The following is a 17,634-nucleotide window of genomic DNA, read 5'->3' on the forward strand; positions in this document are numbered from 1 at the left end:
CTAGTTAGGCGGTGCGCACCGGAACGATGAGGTCCTTATAAAACTGGGCGTGCGCGGGGTAATAGTGATTCCACTCGGGCAGGGGAAGGCCGGCGCGGGAGGCGACCAGGCGGTCGAGGTAGTAGTCCCAACCGGGGCCGACCGTGGCGGCCTCGCTCGCCGAGCGCAGACGCTGCCCGAAGGTCAGGTTGGTCATGCCGTCGCCCTCAACCAGGTGGAACAGTGCGCGCCAGGAATCTTCACCCTCGCCGAAGTCGCCGTTGAAACGGTGCGGCGCCTGGCACTCGCGAATACTCACGTACTCCCACTTGGCATCCGGCTCGGCCGTCATCTTGAACTTGACCGCGCCGGTCGCCGGAGAACCGGAGTAGGTGCCGATCCACTTCTCGAGTTCGGCAGGACGGGTCAGGCTCGCCCACACCTGCTCGATGGGCGCGTTGAACAGCCGATTGAGCATGAGATACAGGCCGTCCTCGCGGTGTACGAGGCGTCCGGTGGGCTTGGCTGACATGGGGACCTCCACTATGAGTGACATGCGCTTGTAACCTCAGGTTAGGCCACATTGAGAGGGTCGGCTACACGCTAAGCCCCTTCGAGCAGGGCCATCGCGGCGTTGTGTCCGCCGAGCCCGCTGACCCCGCCGCCGCGCCTGGCTCCGGCACCGCAAATGAGAATGCGCGGATGCTCGGTGGCGACTCCCCAACGCTCGGCGGGCGTGGCCTGCGGCTCGTCATCCTCCAGAAATGGCCACGACAGCGCGCCGTGAAAGATGTTGCCGCCGGGCAGATTCAGGGCATGCTCGAGGTCGAGCGTGGTCTTGGTTTCGAGGCAAGGGTGACCCGCAACATCCGTCATCAACAGGGCTTCGATCGGCTCGGCGAGCACCGAATTGAGCGAGCAGAGCACGGCGGCCTGCAGCTGCGCGCGCATCTGGTCGTTGTTGGCTTCGGTGAGCGCCCGATTCGGGGTGTGCAGGGCGAACACGGTAAGGGTGTGGGCACCGGCCTGGGCAAGTTCGGGCGACAGAATGCTCGGGTCGATCAGCGAATGGCAGTAGACCTCGCACGGCACCAGTTCGGGAATCTCACCGGACAGGGCCTGGTCATACGCGGTCTGCAGCTGCTTGTAGCTCTCGTTGATGTGAAATGTACCGCCGAATGCCGCCTCCGGCGACACGCTCGCGTCCACCAAGTGCGGCAAGCGTGTCAGCAGCAGGTTGACCTTCACCTGGGCGCCTTCCGGCTTGACCAGGTCAGCGGATGCCCCGCCTCCACCACCCAGCAAACCCCGCAGCACCCATGGCGCCACGTTGGCCAGCAGCGCGGCGCCGTTCGTCGTCTTCAGGCGCCCGTTCTGGCGGTATTCCACGGCTCCGTCGGGGGTGGCCGACGTGACCTCGGCGCCGACTTCGAGCCGCGCACCGGCCTCGCGCGCCGCCCGTTCGAGTGCCCCGGTCACAGCGCCCATGCCGCCGATCGGCACGTCCCAGTCCCCGGTTTCATTGCCGATCACGTGATACAAAAAGCAGCGGTTCGCGTCGAGACTGGAGTCATCGAGGCCCGTGAAGGTGCCGATCAGCCCATCGGTAGCCACGACGCCGCGCACGAGATCGTTCGCAAACCGGTTGGTGATCGTGTCGCCGAGCGGCTGCTCGACCAGGGCGGTCCAGAGGGCATCGTCGCCGACCAGTCGCTTAGCCTCCGAGCGGGTGAGCAGCGGTTCGCACACCGTGGGAAACACGGCGCGCGCCAGTCGGGCGGTGTCGTCGTAGAAGGAGCTCCAGGCATCGAAATCGGCCGCGGCACCGATGCGTTCGAACGACGCCCTGGTCGCTTCGGGGTCGCCCTGGTCAACGAGTAATCCGGCGCCAGTCGGCCCCGGCGTGTACGACGAGTACCGACGTCGAGCCAGCTCGATATCGAGCCCCAGCTCGCGGATGATTCTGGTCGGCAGCAGGCTCACCAGATAGGAGTAGCGCGAGAGGCGCGCGTCAATGCCGGGGAAGGCATCCGCTGAAATGGCGGCGCCGCCCACCTGCTTCTCCCGCTCGAGCACGAGCACGCTGCGGCCGGCCTGGGCCAGGTAGGCGGCGGCGACAAGGCCGTTGTGGCCGCCACCGATAATCACGACGTCGTGTCTGGTTTCGCTCATGAGCAGAGCCTAGCCAGTGCGCGCCGAACCTATCAGTCACCTTGCATTCACCTGCGAGTCACCTGTGACCAGTACACAGAATGGCATCCATTGTCTGCAACAGGAGGATCTACCGCATGAGCGCCTTTCGACGCCCCGCACGCCGCCGACTACCCGTTGCCATCTTGGCTGCAGCGGCCTGCGCCGCTCTCGCGGTGGCGCCGCTCGTATCGTCGGCAGCACCGACGGCATCCGCTGCCATCGTCGTCGCACCGGTGACCGCGTCGGGGACCGACCCGTACTTCAACCTGGCACCGCTGGGAACGTACGAGACCGGCACCTTTGACGCCTCGGCCGCCGAGATCGTGACCTACCACGCCGCCAGCAAGCGACTCTTCGTGGTCAACGCGGCCCAGGGCGCCGTGGACGTGCTCGACATCGCCGACCCGACTACCCCGGTCAAGGAGTTCTCGCTCAGCGCAGCGGGAACCACAATCGACGACGGCAGCTCGCTCATCCCCACCGGTTCCACCGCCAACTCGGTGGCCGTGCGCGCCGACGGCCTCGGCGCAATGGCGATCGAATCGCCCACCAAAACGGATGCCGGCTGGCTCGTCTTCTTCGACGCCAACGCGACGACAGCCACCATTCTGGGCGCGGTTACGGTCGGTGCCCTGCCGGACATGGTGAGCATCTCGGCCGACGGCAAGTATGCCGTCTCCGCCAATGAGGGCGAGCCGAACGACCTGTTCACCGTCGATCCCGAGGGGTCGGTCAGCGTCATCACGCTCCCGTCGACCCTCACCCTGCCCGCTGCGTCGGCCGTCGCGACCACTGATTTTCACGCCTACGAATCCGAAGCCAATGGCGGCACGAAGACCCTCGACCCCGACGTACGCATCTTCGGACCGACTCCCGAAGCGGGCTTTCCGGTCTCGCGCAACCTCGAGCCCGAGTATGTCGCGATCGACCCGAACAGCCTCACCGCCTATGTGGCGCTGCAGGAAGCCAACGCGGTCGCTGTGGTTGACCTCGTCACGCCTGAGGTCACCGAAGTGCGCTCGCTCGGCTTCCAGGACCACGGCCTGCCCGGCAACGGCATCGACGCCTCCGACAAGGATTCGGCCGTCAACATTCAGACCTACCCCGGTCTGCACGGCATGTACATGCCCGACGGCATGAACGCCTACACGGCGAAGGATTCCTCCACCGGCACTGACGCGACCTACCTGGTCACCGCCAACGAGGGCGACGCCCGCGAGTGGGGCAGCTACGTCGAGGGCGCGCGTGCGGAGGACCTCACGATCTGCGCTACTAGCGACCTCTTCGGCAAGAACAACGACGCAGGAATGGGTCGCCTGAACGTGACCAAGGAAAACGGTTACAACACCGCCGGCACCTGCTACGAGGAGCTCTACTCCTTCGGCTCCCGCTCCTTCTCGATCTGGGACACCAACGGCGCCCAAACCTTCGACTCCGGTGAGGACTTCGAGCGCATCACCGCCGCGGCCAACCCGGCCTATTTCAACTCGAACCACAGCAAGTCCAACTTCGAGGGTCGCAGTGACGACAAGGGCCCCGAACCCGAGAACCTCGCCATCGGCAACATCGACGGCCGCACCTACGCCTTCATCGGCCTCGAACGAGTCGGCGGCATCATGGCGTACGACATCACCGACCCGACCGACGCGAAGTTCGTGACCTACCTCAACAACCGCAACTTCGGCGTCGACGCCACCGTCGACCTGTCGGCAGCCGGCGACCTCGGCCCGGAGGGCGTCACGTTCATCTCCGCCAAAGAATCGCCCACCGGTGAGCCGATGCTCGCCGTCGGCAACGAGGTCTCCGGAACCACCACCATCTTCTCGATCAACGTCATCCCCACCGAAATTCAAGTGCTCGGCATCAACGACTTTCACGGTCGCCTCGAAGCCAACGCCAGAAACCAGGAGGCCGGCGCGGCCGTCCTTGCCGGAGCCGTTGCCCAGCTGAAGGCGAAAAACCCGAACACCCTGTTCGTCTCGGCGGGCGACAACATCGGTGCCTCCACCTTCACCTCTTTCTCGCAGCAGGACGAACCGACGATCACGGCGCTCCTCGCGGCCGGGCTGGACGCATCCGTTGTGGGAAACCACGAGTTCGATGCGGGCTGGGACGACCTGAGCAATCGGGTCCGTTCGTCGTTCGGTGACCCGCGCTATGCGCTCGGCGCCAACGTCTACCTGAAGGGCACGACCACCCCGGCACTCGATGAATACTGGGTCAAGGAGGTCGATGGCGTGCGCGTCGGCTTCATCGGCACCGTCACCGCGGCTACCGCCTCACTGGTCTCCCCGGCCGGCATCGCCGACATTGAGTTCGGCGACCAGCTCGAGGCCGCCAATCGCGTGGCAGCGCAGTTGCAGGATGGCAACACGACCAACGGCGAGGCCGATGTCATCGTGCTGCTCACCCACGAGGGAGGCGTCGGCACCGACTGCGCCGCGATCGGTGACGCCGACACCCTCTACGGCGATCTGATCCGCGACGCATCGGCCAATATCGATGCGATCCTCTCGGGTCACACCCACGCCACCTACAACTGCTCCTACCCGGTCACGGGCTGGACCGACGGGCTGAAACGCCCGGTGATGCAGAGCGGCCAGTACGGCATGAACCTCGACCAGCTGAAATTCTCGGTCGACCCAGTGACCAAAAGCGTCGTCTCGATGACCAGCGCGCTGGTGGACCTGCACAACGGCACGACCGGCCTCTACCCGGCCAACGCCACCGTGGCGCAGATCGTGACGGATTCCGCGGCCCGGGCCGACATCGTCGGCTCGGTTGAAGTCGGTGCCATCAGCGCCGACATCAAACGTGCTTACAACGGCGTGGCAGAGGACCGCGGGTCGGAATCGAGCCTCGGCAACCTCGTCGCCGACATTCAGCTTTGGGCCACCTCGAACTCTGCCTTCGGTGGTGAACCGGCCGAGATCGCCTTCATGAACCCCGGCGGGGTGCGCACCGACCTGAGCTACGGCGAGAACGGCAAGGTGACCTACAAAGAGGTCGCCACGGTGCAGCCCTTTGCCAACACCCTCGTCACCATGGACCTCACCGGTACCCAGCTGCGCACGGTGCTCGAACAGCAGTGGCAGTCCAGCCGGGCCAAGCTGCACCTCGGTGTCTCCGAGGGGTTCAGCTACCTCTATGAGCCCGACGCGGCGCTGGGCGAGCACATCGTCGGTATGTCGCTGAATGGTGTGGCCATCGCCCCGACCGACGTGTTCCGCGTGGCGGTGAACTCGTTCCTGGCCTCGGGCGGCGACAAATTCACCACCTTCGCCGCCGGAACCAGCGTCGCGGACACCGGCCAGGCCGACCTCGCCGCGACGGTCGCCTACTTCGAGAAGCACCCGCTGGTCGACCCGGCATCGCTCGGCCGCGCGGTACTGGCCGGCACCGACTGGGCCAGCATCGACGTGGGTGACGCCGTCTTCACCCCGGGCGAGCGCGTCACCGTCACGGTCTCCGGGCTGAACCCCGGCCAGAAGGTCACCGGCACGCTCTACTCCGTGCCGGTGAACCTCGGCACCTTCGCGGCCAATGCTGCCGGAGTCGCAATGTTCTCCGCAGTGATTCCGGCCGGCACGCCGGTCGGCGCGCACACGCTCGTGATCAGCTCGGTCGCCCTGGAGCCGATCAGCCTCGCGGTCACCGTTGTTGCAGCGGCGAGCACGAGCGGCCTGGGTGCTATCCCGGCACTCGGCGCGTCGCTCGCCCCGGCCGGCCTCGCCGCGCTGCTTCTGTTGCTCGGCGCCGGCCTCATCTTGGCCCGTCGCAAGCGCCAGGGCCCGCAGGCCTAGCCTCTTGAGCGGATGCCGCGGCGCGCGCGCCGGGCATCCGTTTGACTGGGCGGTCATGCGACGCGGCTGATCGCCGGGTGCAATCCGAGGAGGGGTGGCGCGGTTACACCGGCGCGAGGGGCTCGAACGGGCGCGGCGGCTCCAACGGGTCGGATTCCGTGGGTTTGGCCACCTTGCTCACCGCCCGGTCGAGGGCTGCGCGCACGACGACCACGCCCGGCCGCTGCGCGCTCGACCGGCGCGCAGCCGAGAACAGGGTGCGGTGCGGGGTGCCCGGCAGGTCGTGCAGCTGAACGGCCGGCATGCGCCCGGCCCAGACCAGATCGGGCAGAATGCCCACCGCATTGCCCGATTCAATCAAGCGGATGTGCGCGATCAGGTCGGCGGTCTCAAACCGCACGTCCGGTTCGAAACCGGCCGAGCGGCAGAGCTGCGTGGCCCACTGCCGCGACGCTGTACCCACCGGCTCCATCACCCAGGGCAGGCCGGCGGTTTCCTCGAGGGTTGCCGCGCTGACCCGCCCTGCGCCGTCCCGGGAACTATCCGCGGGCGGCACGGCGAGCCGCAGCGCATCCGTTGCGAGGTTGATCCGGTCGAGGTCGGGCCAATGCGCGCGAGTGTGGCCGGGATACTGCTCGGCCAGCACGAGGTCGAAGTCGCGCGCGGCCACCTCGAACAGGCCGCGCTCTGGCTCGCGCTCGGTCACTTCGACCCGTAGCGCCGGAAAGTCCTCGGCGAGAAAGGTGAGCGCCCGCGGAATGACGGCGAGGGCGGCCGACTGGAACACGGCCACCCGCACGGTGCCCGACACCGTCGTGGTGCTGGCGCGCAGGTCGGCCTCTGCAAGTTCGAGCCGCTCCAGCAGGTGGGTGGTGTGCTCCACCAGAATCTCGGCCTGCGGGGTGAGCTGCACCCGCCGCCCCACTTTTTTCAATAATACAACGCCGGCCTCTTGTTCGAGCAGCGCGAGCTGCTGCGACACCGCGGATGGGCTGTAGGCAAGGGCAGCGGCGACCCCGGCGAGGGTGCCGCGAATCTTCAGTTCGCGCAGCAGTCGGAGTCGCCGCACATCCAGCATCCGCTGCCCCCTACACCCATCGAACGACCCAAAACCAAATCATTAGAAATTGTAACGAATATCATGCATAAACATTTGCTTTTGCTAAATATAGGCTGGCCTCAGACTTGAATAACCAGAGCAACCCAACCGCGAACGAAAGACTAGTCTCGTGACCATGACCAACGCCTCCACCCGCCCCGCCAACGAGGATTTCAGTTCGGAGGTCGTCGCTCTCGTCAAGAAATGGCTCGACGAAAGCGCCACCATCCCAGCGGATGCCGCGGCCGAACGGCTCGCCGGCGTGCTCAAGGACCCGAACGGCCTGGACTTCACGGTCGGCTTCGTTGACGGCGTCATGCGCCCCGAAGACAAGATGGTCGCCGGTTACAGCCTGCAGAAGGTCGCCAAGAAGGCGCCCGGTTTTCTGCCGGTGCCCATGCGCGCGGCCATCGGCCTCGGTGGCATTCTCGGACCGGTGCTGCCCTGGGTCGTCATTCCCGCCGCCCGCACCGTGCTGCGCCAGATGGTCGGCCACCTCGTCGTCGACGCCACGCCCGACAAGCTCGGCCCCGCGCTCGTGCACCTGAAAGAGGGCGGAAATCGCCTCAACATCAACCTGCTCGGTGAGTCTGTACTCGGCGAGAAAGAGGCCCTCGAACGCCTCGAAGGCACCAAGCGCATCCTCGAACGCCCCGATGTGGACTACGTCTCGATCAAGGTGTCCTCGATCGCCAGCCAGCTCTCGATGTGGGCCTTCGATGAGACCGTCGCCCGCGTGATCGAACGCCTGACGCCGCTGTTTGAATTCGCCGCGGCATCCGCCACCCCGAAGTTCATCAACCTGGACATGGAGGAGTACCGCGACCTCGACCTCACCATCGCCGTGTTCGAGGGGCTGCTCGACCAGCCGCAGCTGGCCCAGCTCGAAGCCGGCATCGTGCTGCAGGCCTACCTGCCCGACGCGCTGAGTGCCATCCAGGGCCTCACCCACTGGGCGCAGAATCGCCGCGCGGCCGGCGGAGCCCCGATCAAGGTGCGCCTGGTCAAGGGCGCCAACCTCGCCATGGAGCATGTCGACTCCGCCGTACACGACTGGCCGCTGGCGACCTTCTCCACCAAGCAGCAGAGCGACACCAACTACAAGCGGGTGCTCAACTGGGCGCTCACCCCGCAGAACACGGATGCCGTCAAGCTCGGCATCGCCGGCCATAACCTGTTTGACGTGGCCTGGGCGCACCTGCTCAGTGTTGCCCGCGGCGTCGACGACAAGGTCGAGTTCGAGATGCTGCTCGGCATGGCCACCGGCCAGGCCCAGGCCGTACGCAAGGACGTCGGACAGCTGCTGCTCTACACACCCGTCGTTGACCCCTCGCAGTTCGACGTGGCGATCAGCTACCTCATTCGCCGGCTCGAAGAAAATGCGAGCCAGGAGAACTTCATGTCGGCCGTGTTCGAGCTGACCAGCAATCCCGAGCTATTCGACCGAGAGAAGGCTCGGTTCCAGGCCTCGCTCGACGCCCTCGACGACCGGGTTCCCACCCCTAACCGCGTGCAGGACCGCTCCAGCAGCTACGACCGGGGTCGCCTGGCCGCCGCCACAACGGATGCCCGCAGCCAGCAAACCGAGACCGCCAGCGACGACGACCCGCAACTGACCGGCGTGCTGCTCGGCATCACCCGCGGCTCCGTGCCTTCGCACTCGACCTTCCACAACGAGCCCGACACCGACCCCTCGCTGCCCGCCAACCGCGCCTGGGGCCGACGGATTTTGGCCCGCGCCGATGCATCCGTTCTCGGAACCGAAACCATCGAGGCCGCCGCCGTTCCCGACGAGGCAGCGCTCAATCTGATCATCGACGGTGTGCTCGAGGCGGGAGCAGCCTGGGGGCAGAAGACCGGCGCCGAACGCGCCGCGGTACTGCACCGCGCGGGCCTGGCGCTCGCTGCCAACCGAGATCGCCTGATCGAGGTCATGGCCAGCGAGTGCGGCAAGACCATCACCGAGGGTGACGCCGAGGTGAGCGAAGCGGTGGACTTCGCCCACTACTACGCCGAACGTGCCAAGGATCTGGACCGAGTGCAGGGCGCCATCTTCGTTCCCTCGAAGCTCATCGTGGTCACCCCGCCGTGGAACTTCCCCACCGCCATCCCGGCCGGCGGCATGCTCGCCGCCCTGGCCTCCGGTGCCGGCGTCGTCGTCAAGCCCGCCACGGTCGCCCAGCGCACCGGCGCCGTCGTGGTCGAGGCCCTCTGGGAGGCCGGTATCCCGCGCGAACTCCTCGCTCTGGTCAACCTGCCCGACCGTGACCTCGGTGCCAAGCTCATCGCGCACCCCGCGGTGAACCGGGTCATTCTCACCGGCGGCTACGAGACCGCCGAGCTGTTCCGCGGATTCCGCCACGACCTGCCCCTGCTCGCCGAAACCAGCGGCAAGAACGCCATCATCGTCACGCCCTCGGCCGACTTCGACCTGGCCGCCGCCGACGTCGTCAAGAGCGCCTTCGGCCACGCCGGCCAGAAGTGCTCGGCCGCGAGCCTGGTGATTCTGGTCGGATCGGTCGCGAAGTCCGAACGCTTTCTCGGCCAGCTGGTCGACGCCGCGACCTCGATCAAGGTCGGGCAGGCAAGCGATCCGGTCACCCAGATGGGCCCGATCATGTCGCCGGCCGACGGCAAACTACTGCACGCCCTGACCACGCTCGGCGCCGAAGAGAAGTGGCTGGTCGAACCGAAGCAGCTCGATGACACCGGCAAGCTCTGGTCGCCGGGCATTCGCACCGGCGTCGCGCCCGGATCATACTTTCACCTCACCGAGTTCTTCGGCCCGGTGCTCGGCGTGATGCACGCGCGCAACCTGGAAGAAGCCATCCGCTTTCAGAACGCGGTCGACTTCGGCCTGACGACAGGGCTGCACTCGCTCGACGCCGACGAACTGGCCCTCTGGGTCGACACGATCGAAGCCGGCAACCTCTACGTCAACCGCGGCATCACCGGTGCTATCGTGCAGCGCCAGCCGTTCGGCGGCTGGAAGCGCTCAGCCGTGGGCGCCGGAACCAAGGCCGGCGGACCGAACTACCTGCTCGGCCTCGGCAGCTGGGTCAACGAGCCGGGCCGGAACAGCTCGACGTTGCACCTGCGCGGCCTCGAACAGCGCGTCACCGACATCATCGAGGCCAGCCAGCCGTTTCTCGACTACGCCGACTTCGACGTGCTGCGCCGTTCGGCCGTGAGCGACGCTCTCGCCTGGCGCGAGGAATTCAACGTCGTGCGCGACGCGACCGACCTCAAGGTGGAGCGCAACCTGTTCCGCTACCGCGCGCTGCCGGTCACCGTGCGCCTGACCGAGAGCGGAACGCTCGCCCAGCTGCTGCGCGTGATCGCCGCCGCGACCCTGTCCACGTCGCGCTACGACGTGTCGAGCAGCGTTCCGGTGCCGCCGGGCGTACGCAATATCCTCGCCCAGCGTGAGATCCCGGTGCTGGTCGAAACCGACGAGGAGTGGCTCGCTCGCGCTCGCTCGGGCGGGATCGCGGCCAGCCGCGTGCGTCTCATCGGCAGTGACCCGGTGCTGGGCGCGCGAGTGGAAGCATCCGCTTTGGCCGAAGCGGTCAACGGCAGCCCGGACATCGCGGTGTACTCGAACGCGGTTACTCAGGCCGGGCGCATCGAGGTGCTGCCGTTCCTGCGGGAACAGGCAATCTCGATCACCGCGCACCGCTTCGGCAACCCGAGCACGCTCTCCGACGGCGTGATCTAGGCCGGTTACGGTTCGTAACCGCGGAGATTCCGGCCGGATCGCCTTCAATCGTGTGATTGGGGGGATCAGCGGCGCAATCTCCGCGGTTCTGCACGCATGGGCCCGAGAGGGCACACAGGCTACGTGCGGTTTACATACAGATTCGTGGGGCAGACTCTAACGGGCCGTATGATTACCGCTGTCCACAATTCGACAGGGGTTCACGCTTGAACGGAAACGCGACGACGACGCACCGAAACGTCGCTCTGTTGTCGGTCGCGAGTCTTATGGCGCCGCTCATCACGACGTCGGAGGAGATCGACCGACGTCTGAAGCCGGTGTTGACGCGCCTCAAACTGCCCACCGGGCTGCTCCAGCGGGTTGCCGGAGTGTATGAGCGCCGCAACTGGGGGCCGAACGAGACCTTCGACGACGCCGCGGTCAAGGCCGGCAAGATCGCCCTGCGCGAGGCCGGCATCAAGCCGAGCGACGTGGGCCTGCTCATCAATACCTCGGTCACGCGCAAGCACCTCGAACCCTCCGTCGCCGTGCGCATCCACCACGGACTCGGCTTGCCGTCGTCGGCGATCAACTTCGACATCGCCAACGCCTGCCTCGGCTTCGTCAACGGTATGACGCTCGCCGCCCAGCTCATCGACAGTGGTCAGATCAAGTACGCCGTGATCATCGACGGCGAGGACGCCGACGAGATCCAGACCAACACGATCGATCGTCTCGGGCGCCCCGGCATCAAGCGCAAAGACTTCATGAGTGAGTTCGCGAGCCTCACCCTCGGTTCCGGCGCTGCCGCTGCCGTGCTCGGCCCAGCGGATGCCCACCCCGCCGGGCACCGCATCCTCGGCGGGGTCACCCGCGCGGCCACCCAGTTCAACGGACTGTGCGTCGGCAGCGTCGACGGCATGTTCACCGACGCCAAGGCGCTGCTCAAGGGCGGCATGGAACTGGTCGTCTCGGCCTGGACCGAGGCCAAGCGCGACTGGAGCTGGTCGAACATGGACCGCTACATCGTGCATCAGGTCTCGGACGTGCACACCAACGCGATCGTCAAGGCCACCGGCATGGACAAGGCGAAGGTGCCGCTGACCTATCCAACGCTTGGCAACGTCGGCCCGGCGTCGATTCCGATCACGCTCTCCCAGGAGGCGTCGAAGCTCAAACCGGGCAACCGGGTGTTGCTCATGGGCGTCGGCTCGGGCCTCAACACCGCCATGATGGAACTCGTCTGGTGAGAGTCGCCGCCCGACACCAACCTCGCCTCCTGCGAGATGCCAACTTCGGCCCCATGAACTGTTTATCGGGCTCAAAAGGAGTGTGACCGAGATTCGCGCAACCGCAGCTTCCCGTCTTCCGCGCACGCGGCCGGCCGAGGCGACCCTGCCGCCGTCCGGGCTGGCCGGGCTGAAACCCGAGTGGTCGCGCCTGGTCGAGGTCGCCGAGAGCGGGTCTGCCGCGTCTCACGGCTGGCACCTGCTCGACAATGGGCCGCAGCTCGACGCGCTCGGCGTGATTCCGGTCGGAACTATCTTGTGCGTGCACGGCAACCCGACCTGGTCGTACCTCTGGCGAGGCCTGCTGGCTGCAGCAACGGATGCAGCACAGTCGGGCGCGCCAGCCTGGCGCGTGATCGCCGTCGACCAGCTCGACATGGGATTCTCCGCGCGCACTGGCAGTGCTGCTCCCGCTGGCGCAACCGGCCGCCAGCACGCAGGCACTGGAGGGTTTCGCCCACTCGCCCGTCGGGTGCAGGACCTCGGCGACCTCACCGACGCCCTCGAACTGGCCGGCCCGGTGATCACGCTCGGTCACGACTGGGGCGGAGTCGTCTCGCTCGGCTGGGCCGTCGACCATCCCGAACTGCTGGCCGGCGTGATGCTGCTGAACACTGCGGTACACCAGCCCGCCGGCGACAAGATTCCGGCGCCCCTGCGGCTCGCGCTCGGGCGCGGAATCCTGGGACCTGCGACCGTCACGACGCCCGCGTTCCTGGCCACGACGTTGGCCCTCGCGCATCCGCCGTTGTCGCCCGAGGTGAAGCGCGGCTACCGCGCGCCGTACCTAACCGGCGATCGCCGCGGCGGCATCGGCGGGTTCGTCGCCGATATTCCGGTCGCTCTCGAGCACGAGAGCCGGCCGGAACTCGACCGCATCGCCGAGGCCGTGCGCTCACTCGCGGTGCCCGCGCTGCTGCTCTGGGGCCCCCGGGACCCGATCTTCAGCGACCGCTACCTCGACGACCTGGTCGAACGGATGCCGCACGCTCGCGTTCACCGGTTCGAGGGTGCCGGGCATCTGCTCGCCGAGGACGCGGACTATGCCGCGGCCGCGCTGCTCTGGCTCGGGGATGCCGTCGCTGACAGGCTCCTCGACTCGGTTCGCGCCGGTACGTCGCGTTCCCGGAATGGCGATCTCAACAAGCTCGATCAGCGCATGGGGGCGCCCGGCGAGCTGCCCGCCGCTACGTCGGGATTCGCGCCTGAGCTTGCTTCGGCGGCCGCACCATCTCCGTTGGTCGAGCCCGTCGAGACCGCCGTTGGCGGGCCGGCGGCCGCGTGGGAAGCCGCGGGGACGCATCCGCTCTGGCACTACCTCGACGTCCTCGAGGACTCCGACGAAACTGCCCTCGTCGACATGCAGCCGGCCCCGCGCACCGTCAGTTGGCGGCTGCTCTCGCGGCGCGTGCGCCAGATCGCGGCCGGCCTCGTGCACATCGGCGTCACACCCGGCGACCGTGTCTCCCTCCTCGTGCCGCCGAGCGCCGACCTCACCGCGGTGCTCTACGCCTGCGTGCGCATCGGCGCGATCGTCGTCGTAGCGGATGCCGGCCTCGGCCTTCCCGGCCTCACCCGCGCCGTGCGCGGCGCCCGCCCGGACTTCGTGATCGGGGCTGCTCCCGGCCTCATGGCCGCGCGCGCACTCGGCTGGCCAGGGCGCAAGATCTCGGTCGCCCGCTTTCCGGCCCCGATGGCACGGCTGCTGAGCATCGAGCACACCCTGGCCGAGCTGATTCAGCTGGGCCAGGCCCGACTCGAAGCCGGCGACTTGCTCCCGACCGAACCCGCGCCAAATGATGCGGCCGCCGTGCTGTTCACCTCCGGATCGACCGGACCGGCCAAGGGCGTCGTCTACACCCACGGGCAGCTCTCCGCCGTGAGTCGTGCCCTCTTTCTGCAGTACGGCGTTGGCGTCGGTACCGGCCTCGTCGCCGGATTTGCCCCGTTCGCCCTGCTCGGCCCGGCCCTCGGGGCCCGCTCGGTCACCCCCGATATGGATGTCACGGCACCCAAAACCCTCACCGCCACTGCCGTTGCCGCCGCCGTTGCCGCGATCGACGCGACCGTCGTCTTTCTCTCGCCCGCGGCCCTCGTGAACGTCGTCGCCACCGCCGACGCGCTCACCCCCGCCGATCACGCCGCCCTCGCCGGGGTGCAGCGTTTTCTCTCGGCCGGCGCCCCCATCTCCGAGAGTCTGCTGGCCCAGGCCGCCGCGCTCATGCCGGGAGCGACCGCGCACACGCCGTACGGCATGACCGAGGGCCTGCTCATGGCCGACATCACGCTCGACGGCATTCGCGCTGCCACGGCGAGTGTCGCCGACTCACCCAGAGTGGGTGCCGCGGCGGACGAGTCCGCCGGACTTCTCGAGACGGGCTCGACCAGCTCGACGAGTGTGGCCGTTCCGGCGGCAGGCGAGCAACGATCGGCTGTGAACCCGGCCGGGGGAGTCTGCGTCGGTGGGTCGACCGCGACCACGCGCATCCGGATCAGCGCGCTCGACGCGAGTGGGGCATCCGTTGGTGAACTCACGGAAGAGCCCGACGTGACCGGCGAGATCGTTGTGTCGGCGCCGCACGTCAAGGACCACTACGACCGGCTCTGGCTCACCGAGCGCGCGTCGCGGCGCGGTGCTGTGGCGGGCGAACGCTGGCATCGCACCGGTGACGTCGGCCACCTCGACGGTGCAGGCCGCCTCTGGGTGGAGGGCCGCATGCCGCACGTCATGGTGACGGCCGACGGCGTCATGACCCCGGTCGGGCCGGAGCAGCGCATCGAAACCCTGCCCGACGTTTTTCGGGCGGCCTTCGTCGGTGTCGGTCCGCTCGGCACACAGCAGCAGGTCGCCGTGATCGAAACGGTACCGCCGGCCCGCCGGGTGCACCGAGCTGCAGAGCCCCTCGCTGCCGCAGTGCGCGCGGCCGTGGGCTCGCCGGTCGCCGCCGTGCTCGTTGTTCCCGGCCTGCCGACTGATATTCGGCACAACTCCAAGATCGACCGCAGCCAGCTGTCGCGCTGGGCCACCGGCATCCTCTCTGGCGGTCGCTGGTCTAAGCCATGAGTGGCGCGCCATGAGAGTGCTGGTGACGGGAGCCAGCGGCTTTCTCGGTCGGGCCGTCGCCGAGCACATCAGTGCGGCCGGGCACGAGGTACGCACCTTTCAGCGGCGACCATCGGGCCTGACCGGCGTCGAAGACGTGCACGGCTCGATCACGACGGTCGCCGACACTCCGTATGCCGGGCTCGCCTACGCGGTCAGCGGTATGGATGCGGTCGTGCACCTCGCCGCGAAGGTGTCGCTCGCCGATGACCCGGCCGAGTTTGAGGCGGTCAACGTTGGCGGCACCCGTACCGTTCTGCAGGCTTCGACGGATGCCGGCGTCTCCCGTTTCGTCTACGTCTCGTCGCCGTCGGTCGCCCACGCCGGTTCGTCGATCATGGGCTCTGACGCCCTGCCGGCGTCGCCGGAGCAGGCCCGCGGCGATTACGCCCGCACCAAGGCTCGGGCTGAACTGCTCGCGCTCGCGGCCGACGCCCCCGGATTCAGTGTGGTCGCCGTGCGGCCGCACCTGGTCTGGGGCCCCGGCGACACCCAGCTGATCGACCGGATCGTCGACCGCGCTCGCCGCGGACGGCTGCCGTTGCTCGGACACGGCGCGGCGCTCATCGACACGACGTATGTCGACAATGCGGCCTCGGCCATTCATGCAGCGCTCGAGGCCGCTGTCGCCGTTCACGGCCAGTCCTACGTGATCACCAACGGTGAACCGCGCCCGGTCGCTGAACTCCTCGCCGGAATCTGCGGGGCGGCCGGCGTGGCTGCGCCGGCGTGGCGGGTGCCGGCATCCGCTGCCCGCGCTGCCGGTTCGATCATCGAGGCGATCTGGCAGCGGCGCCCCGGAATCGACGAACCGCCGATGACCCGGTTTCTGGCCGAGCAGCTCTCGACCGCGCACTGGTTCGACCAGCGGCGCACCCGCGCCGACCTGAATTGGACCCCCGCGGTCTCCCTCGACGAGGGCTTCGAGCGCCTGGCCGCCCACTACCGCGCCGCCCGGTAACCTCCCGCCCGGATCTACTCCGGACGGGGCCCAGGCCCCGTCCACGGGCCCAGTTTATACACTGGGCCCCGGGCTCGGGCCTGGGCCCCGTCCGTGTACGAGGCCGCTACGAGCGGATGCCGAGGGCCGCGCGCGCAAACGCGAGCGCCTCCTCGGGGGCAACGCCCAGTTGGCGCGCTTTGCCGGCGAACGCGGCGGCGGCCACCTGCACCTGTTGCTGGGCGGCATTGCCGCTCGCGGCGATGAAGGATCCGTTGCGGCCGCGCGTTTCGATGACCTCGTCACGCTCGAGCTCGCGGTAGGCGCGGGCCACAGTGTTGGCGGCCAGCCCCAGGTCTTCGGCGAGCTTGCGCACGGTCGGCAGCTTGTCGCCCGGTGCGAGATCGCCCGACTGCACCGCGGCGAGCACCTGCACTCGTAACTGTTCGTACGGCGGCGTGGCCGAACGCGGATCGACCAGCAGCATCATGCCGAGGTCTTCGTTCGATTGTCCGCATCGGGCTGATCGTCGACGGCACCGCGCGCGCGGTGCCGGTCCAGTTCGACGGCCGTTTCGGGCCAGAGCCGCCGCAGGTAATGGGTCGTGTTGCGATTGCGCATGCTCGTCAGGCTCCAGCTCAGCAGCGCGACGAAAAGCACCGGGCCCATGATCGTGAACGAGCCGACCAGAATCTCGCCGATCGAGCCGCGCGCCGGCCGGTTGATCGCCTCGCTCAACGAGAGGAACAACACGCAGGAGCTGACGGCGGCGATGATCCCCGGAATCCCGACCAGGCTGCGCAGTGTGGTGCTGCGAAAGGCATCGCTCCAGGCCAGTTGAATGTAGGTTCCGGCCGGTTGGCCGCGGCCGAGCAGGGCGTTTGCCGCCGCCCAGGTGACCAGGCTCGCGGCAGCCGCCAGGGCCAGCAACAGCCCCGCCGGCCAGAGAATCGTGCGCACCGAGACGTCATCGAACACCCGCTCCGGGTTGATCGCGATGACCCCGAGCACGGTAGCATAGCCGAGAGTAGCGAGGCCCAGCAGGCCCAGAGAGAACGCGCGGTCCAGCGGAGTAACGTAGTCGGCCAGCCCGGGGGAAGTGCTGCGCGCCAGCCGCGGCACCTCGGCTACCGGCGCGAACGCCGAGCGGGAATCGTTGCCGATGAGGGCGACCGTCGACCCGACCGTCATTGCGACCAAGACCACGAGCCCATTCCACGGGTTCTGACTGCCGTCCGTCAGAACCAGCAGCGCCACGCCCGGCACGAGCCCCACCATCGACCCGACGACCCCCGCGCGTTCGCGGCGATAGATCCGGGTCGACAGCTCGGGGACGATCTCTGGAACCAACGCGAGCCCGACCTGCTGGGAGTAGGCGTGCAGCATCCGCTTGCGTGGTTCGGCACGCGCGATATAGATCAGGCGGATGCCGAGTCCCGCCAGCATCAGCGCCGCAAAGACTGCTAAGACTGCTAAGACTGGATCCACAAAACCCTCCCGTTGTGTGCGTTTTGTACCAGAGTAGCAATAC

Annotated in this window: 10 protein-coding genes; 5 read left to right on the plus strand and 5 right to left on the minus strand. The window is 67.8% G+C overall.

Annotated elements, in window-relative coordinates; all coding sequences use genetic code 11:
• Positions 1 to 4 precede the first annotated feature (4 nt).
• Positions 5 to 511 carry an SRPBCC domain-containing protein gene (locus tag E3T29_RS07755; protein WP_092338629.1) on the minus strand — a complete coding sequence of 169 codons (507 nt, stop codon included), beginning with the start codon at positions 509 to 511 and terminating at the stop codon, positions 5 to 7.
• 71 nt (positions 512 to 582) lie between these two features.
• Positions 583 to 2,151, minus strand: coding sequence for an NAD(P)/FAD-dependent oxidoreductase (locus E3T29_RS07760; protein WP_134344921.1), 1,569 nt, complete (start codon positions 2,149 to 2,151; stop codon positions 583 to 585).
• A 116-nt stretch (positions 2,152 to 2,267) separates the two neighbouring features.
• Here E3T29_RS07760 and E3T29_RS07765 point away from each other — a divergent pair, with 116 nt between their 5' ends.
• A complete protein-coding gene (locus E3T29_RS07765; RefSeq protein ID WP_134344922.1) occupies positions 2,268 to 5,975 on the plus strand; it encodes a choice-of-anchor I family protein in 3,708 nt (1,235 codons plus the stop codon).
• A 103-nt stretch (positions 5,976 to 6,078) separates the two neighbouring features.
• Here the strand turns inward: E3T29_RS07765 and E3T29_RS07770 are convergent, their stop codons facing one another.
• The gene (locus E3T29_RS07770) at positions 6,079 to 7,053 is read right to left on the minus strand and encodes a LysR family transcriptional regulator (protein WP_134344923.1); all 975 of its coding nucleotides are present in this window, start codon (positions 7,051 to 7,053) and stop codon (positions 6,079 to 6,081) included.
• A gap of 157 nt (positions 7,054 to 7,210) precedes the next feature.
• Here E3T29_RS07770 and E3T29_RS07775 point away from each other — a divergent pair, with 157 nt between their 5' ends.
• The 4 genes from E3T29_RS07775 to E3T29_RS07790 all read left to right on the plus strand — a co-directional run bounded on the left by E3T29_RS07775 (position 7,211) and on the right by E3T29_RS07790 (position 16,124).
• The gene (locus E3T29_RS07775; RefSeq protein WP_134345020.1) at positions 7,211 to 10,792 is read left to right on the plus strand and encodes a bifunctional proline dehydrogenase/L-glutamate gamma-semialdehyde dehydrogenase; all 3,582 of its coding nucleotides are present in this window, start codon (positions 7,211 to 7,213) and stop codon (positions 10,790 to 10,792) included.
• 206 nt (positions 10,793 to 10,998) lie between these two features.
• On the plus strand, positions 10,999 to 12,021 hold the full coding sequence (locus E3T29_RS07780; RefSeq protein ID WP_134344924.1) for a 3-oxoacyl-ACP synthase III: 1,023 nt from the start codon (positions 10,999 to 11,001) through the stop codon (positions 12,019 to 12,021).
• A gap of 82 nt (positions 12,022 to 12,103) precedes the next feature.
• Positions 12,104 to 15,124: an alpha/beta fold hydrolase gene (locus E3T29_RS07785; protein WP_241987698.1), complete on the plus strand. Its 3,021-nt coding sequence runs from the start codon at positions 12,104 to 12,106 to the stop codon at positions 15,122 to 15,124.
• 10 nt (positions 15,125 to 15,134) lie between these two features.
• Positions 15,135 to 16,124: an NAD(P)-dependent oxidoreductase gene (locus E3T29_RS07790; RefSeq protein ID WP_134344925.1), complete on the plus strand. Its 990-nt coding sequence runs from the start codon at positions 15,135 to 15,137 to the stop codon at positions 16,122 to 16,124.
• A 106-nt stretch (positions 16,125 to 16,230) separates the two neighbouring features.
• Here the strand turns inward: E3T29_RS07790 and E3T29_RS07795 are convergent, their stop codons facing one another.
• Both E3T29_RS07795 and E3T29_RS07800 read right to left on the minus strand, forming a co-directional pair.
• A complete protein-coding gene (locus E3T29_RS07795) occupies positions 16,231 to 16,593 on the minus strand; it encodes a GntR family transcriptional regulator (RefSeq protein ID WP_338061538.1) in 363 nt (120 codons plus the stop codon).
• On the minus strand, positions 16,590 to 17,591 hold the full coding sequence (locus E3T29_RS07800; protein WP_134344926.1) for a hypothetical protein: 1,002 nt from the start codon (positions 17,589 to 17,591) through the stop codon (positions 16,590 to 16,592). The genes E3T29_RS07795 and E3T29_RS07800 overlap by 4 nt, the downstream gene beginning before the upstream one ends.
• Positions 17,592 to 17,634: the final 43 nt, after the last annotated feature.

The sequence above is a fragment of the Cryobacterium sp. TMT1-66-1 genome, from assembly GCF_004403435.1.
Classification (GTDB): domain Bacteria; phylum Actinomycetota; class Actinomycetes; order Actinomycetales; family Microbacteriaceae; genus Cryobacterium; species Cryobacterium flavum.

Coding starts and splice junctions, on each gene's coding strand:
- E3T29_RS07795 (WP_338061538.1), bottom strand. CDS start 16,593: ATGATGCTGCTGGTCGATCCGCGTTCGGCCACGCCGCCGTACGAACAG.
- E3T29_RS07775 (WP_134345020.1), top strand. CDS start 7,211: ATGACCAACGCCTCCACCCGCCCCGCCAACGAGGATTTCAGTTCGGAG.
- E3T29_RS07790 (WP_134344925.1), top strand. CDS start 15,135: ATGAGAGTGCTGGTGACGGGAGCCAGCGGCTTTCTCGGTCGGGCCGTC.
- E3T29_RS07770 (WP_134344923.1), bottom strand. CDS start 7,053: ATGCTGGATGTGCGGCGACTCCGACTGCTGCGCGAACTGAAGATTCGC.
- E3T29_RS07765 (WP_134344922.1), top strand. CDS start 2,268: ATGAGCGCCTTTCGACGCCCCGCACGCCGCCGACTACCCGTTGCCATC.
- E3T29_RS07760 (WP_134344921.1), bottom strand. CDS start 2,151: ATGAGCGAAACCAGACACGACGTCGTGATTATCGGTGGCGGCCACAAC.
- E3T29_RS07755 (WP_092338629.1), bottom strand. CDS start 511: ATGTCAGCCAAGCCCACCGGACGCCTCGTACACCGCGAGGACGGCCTG.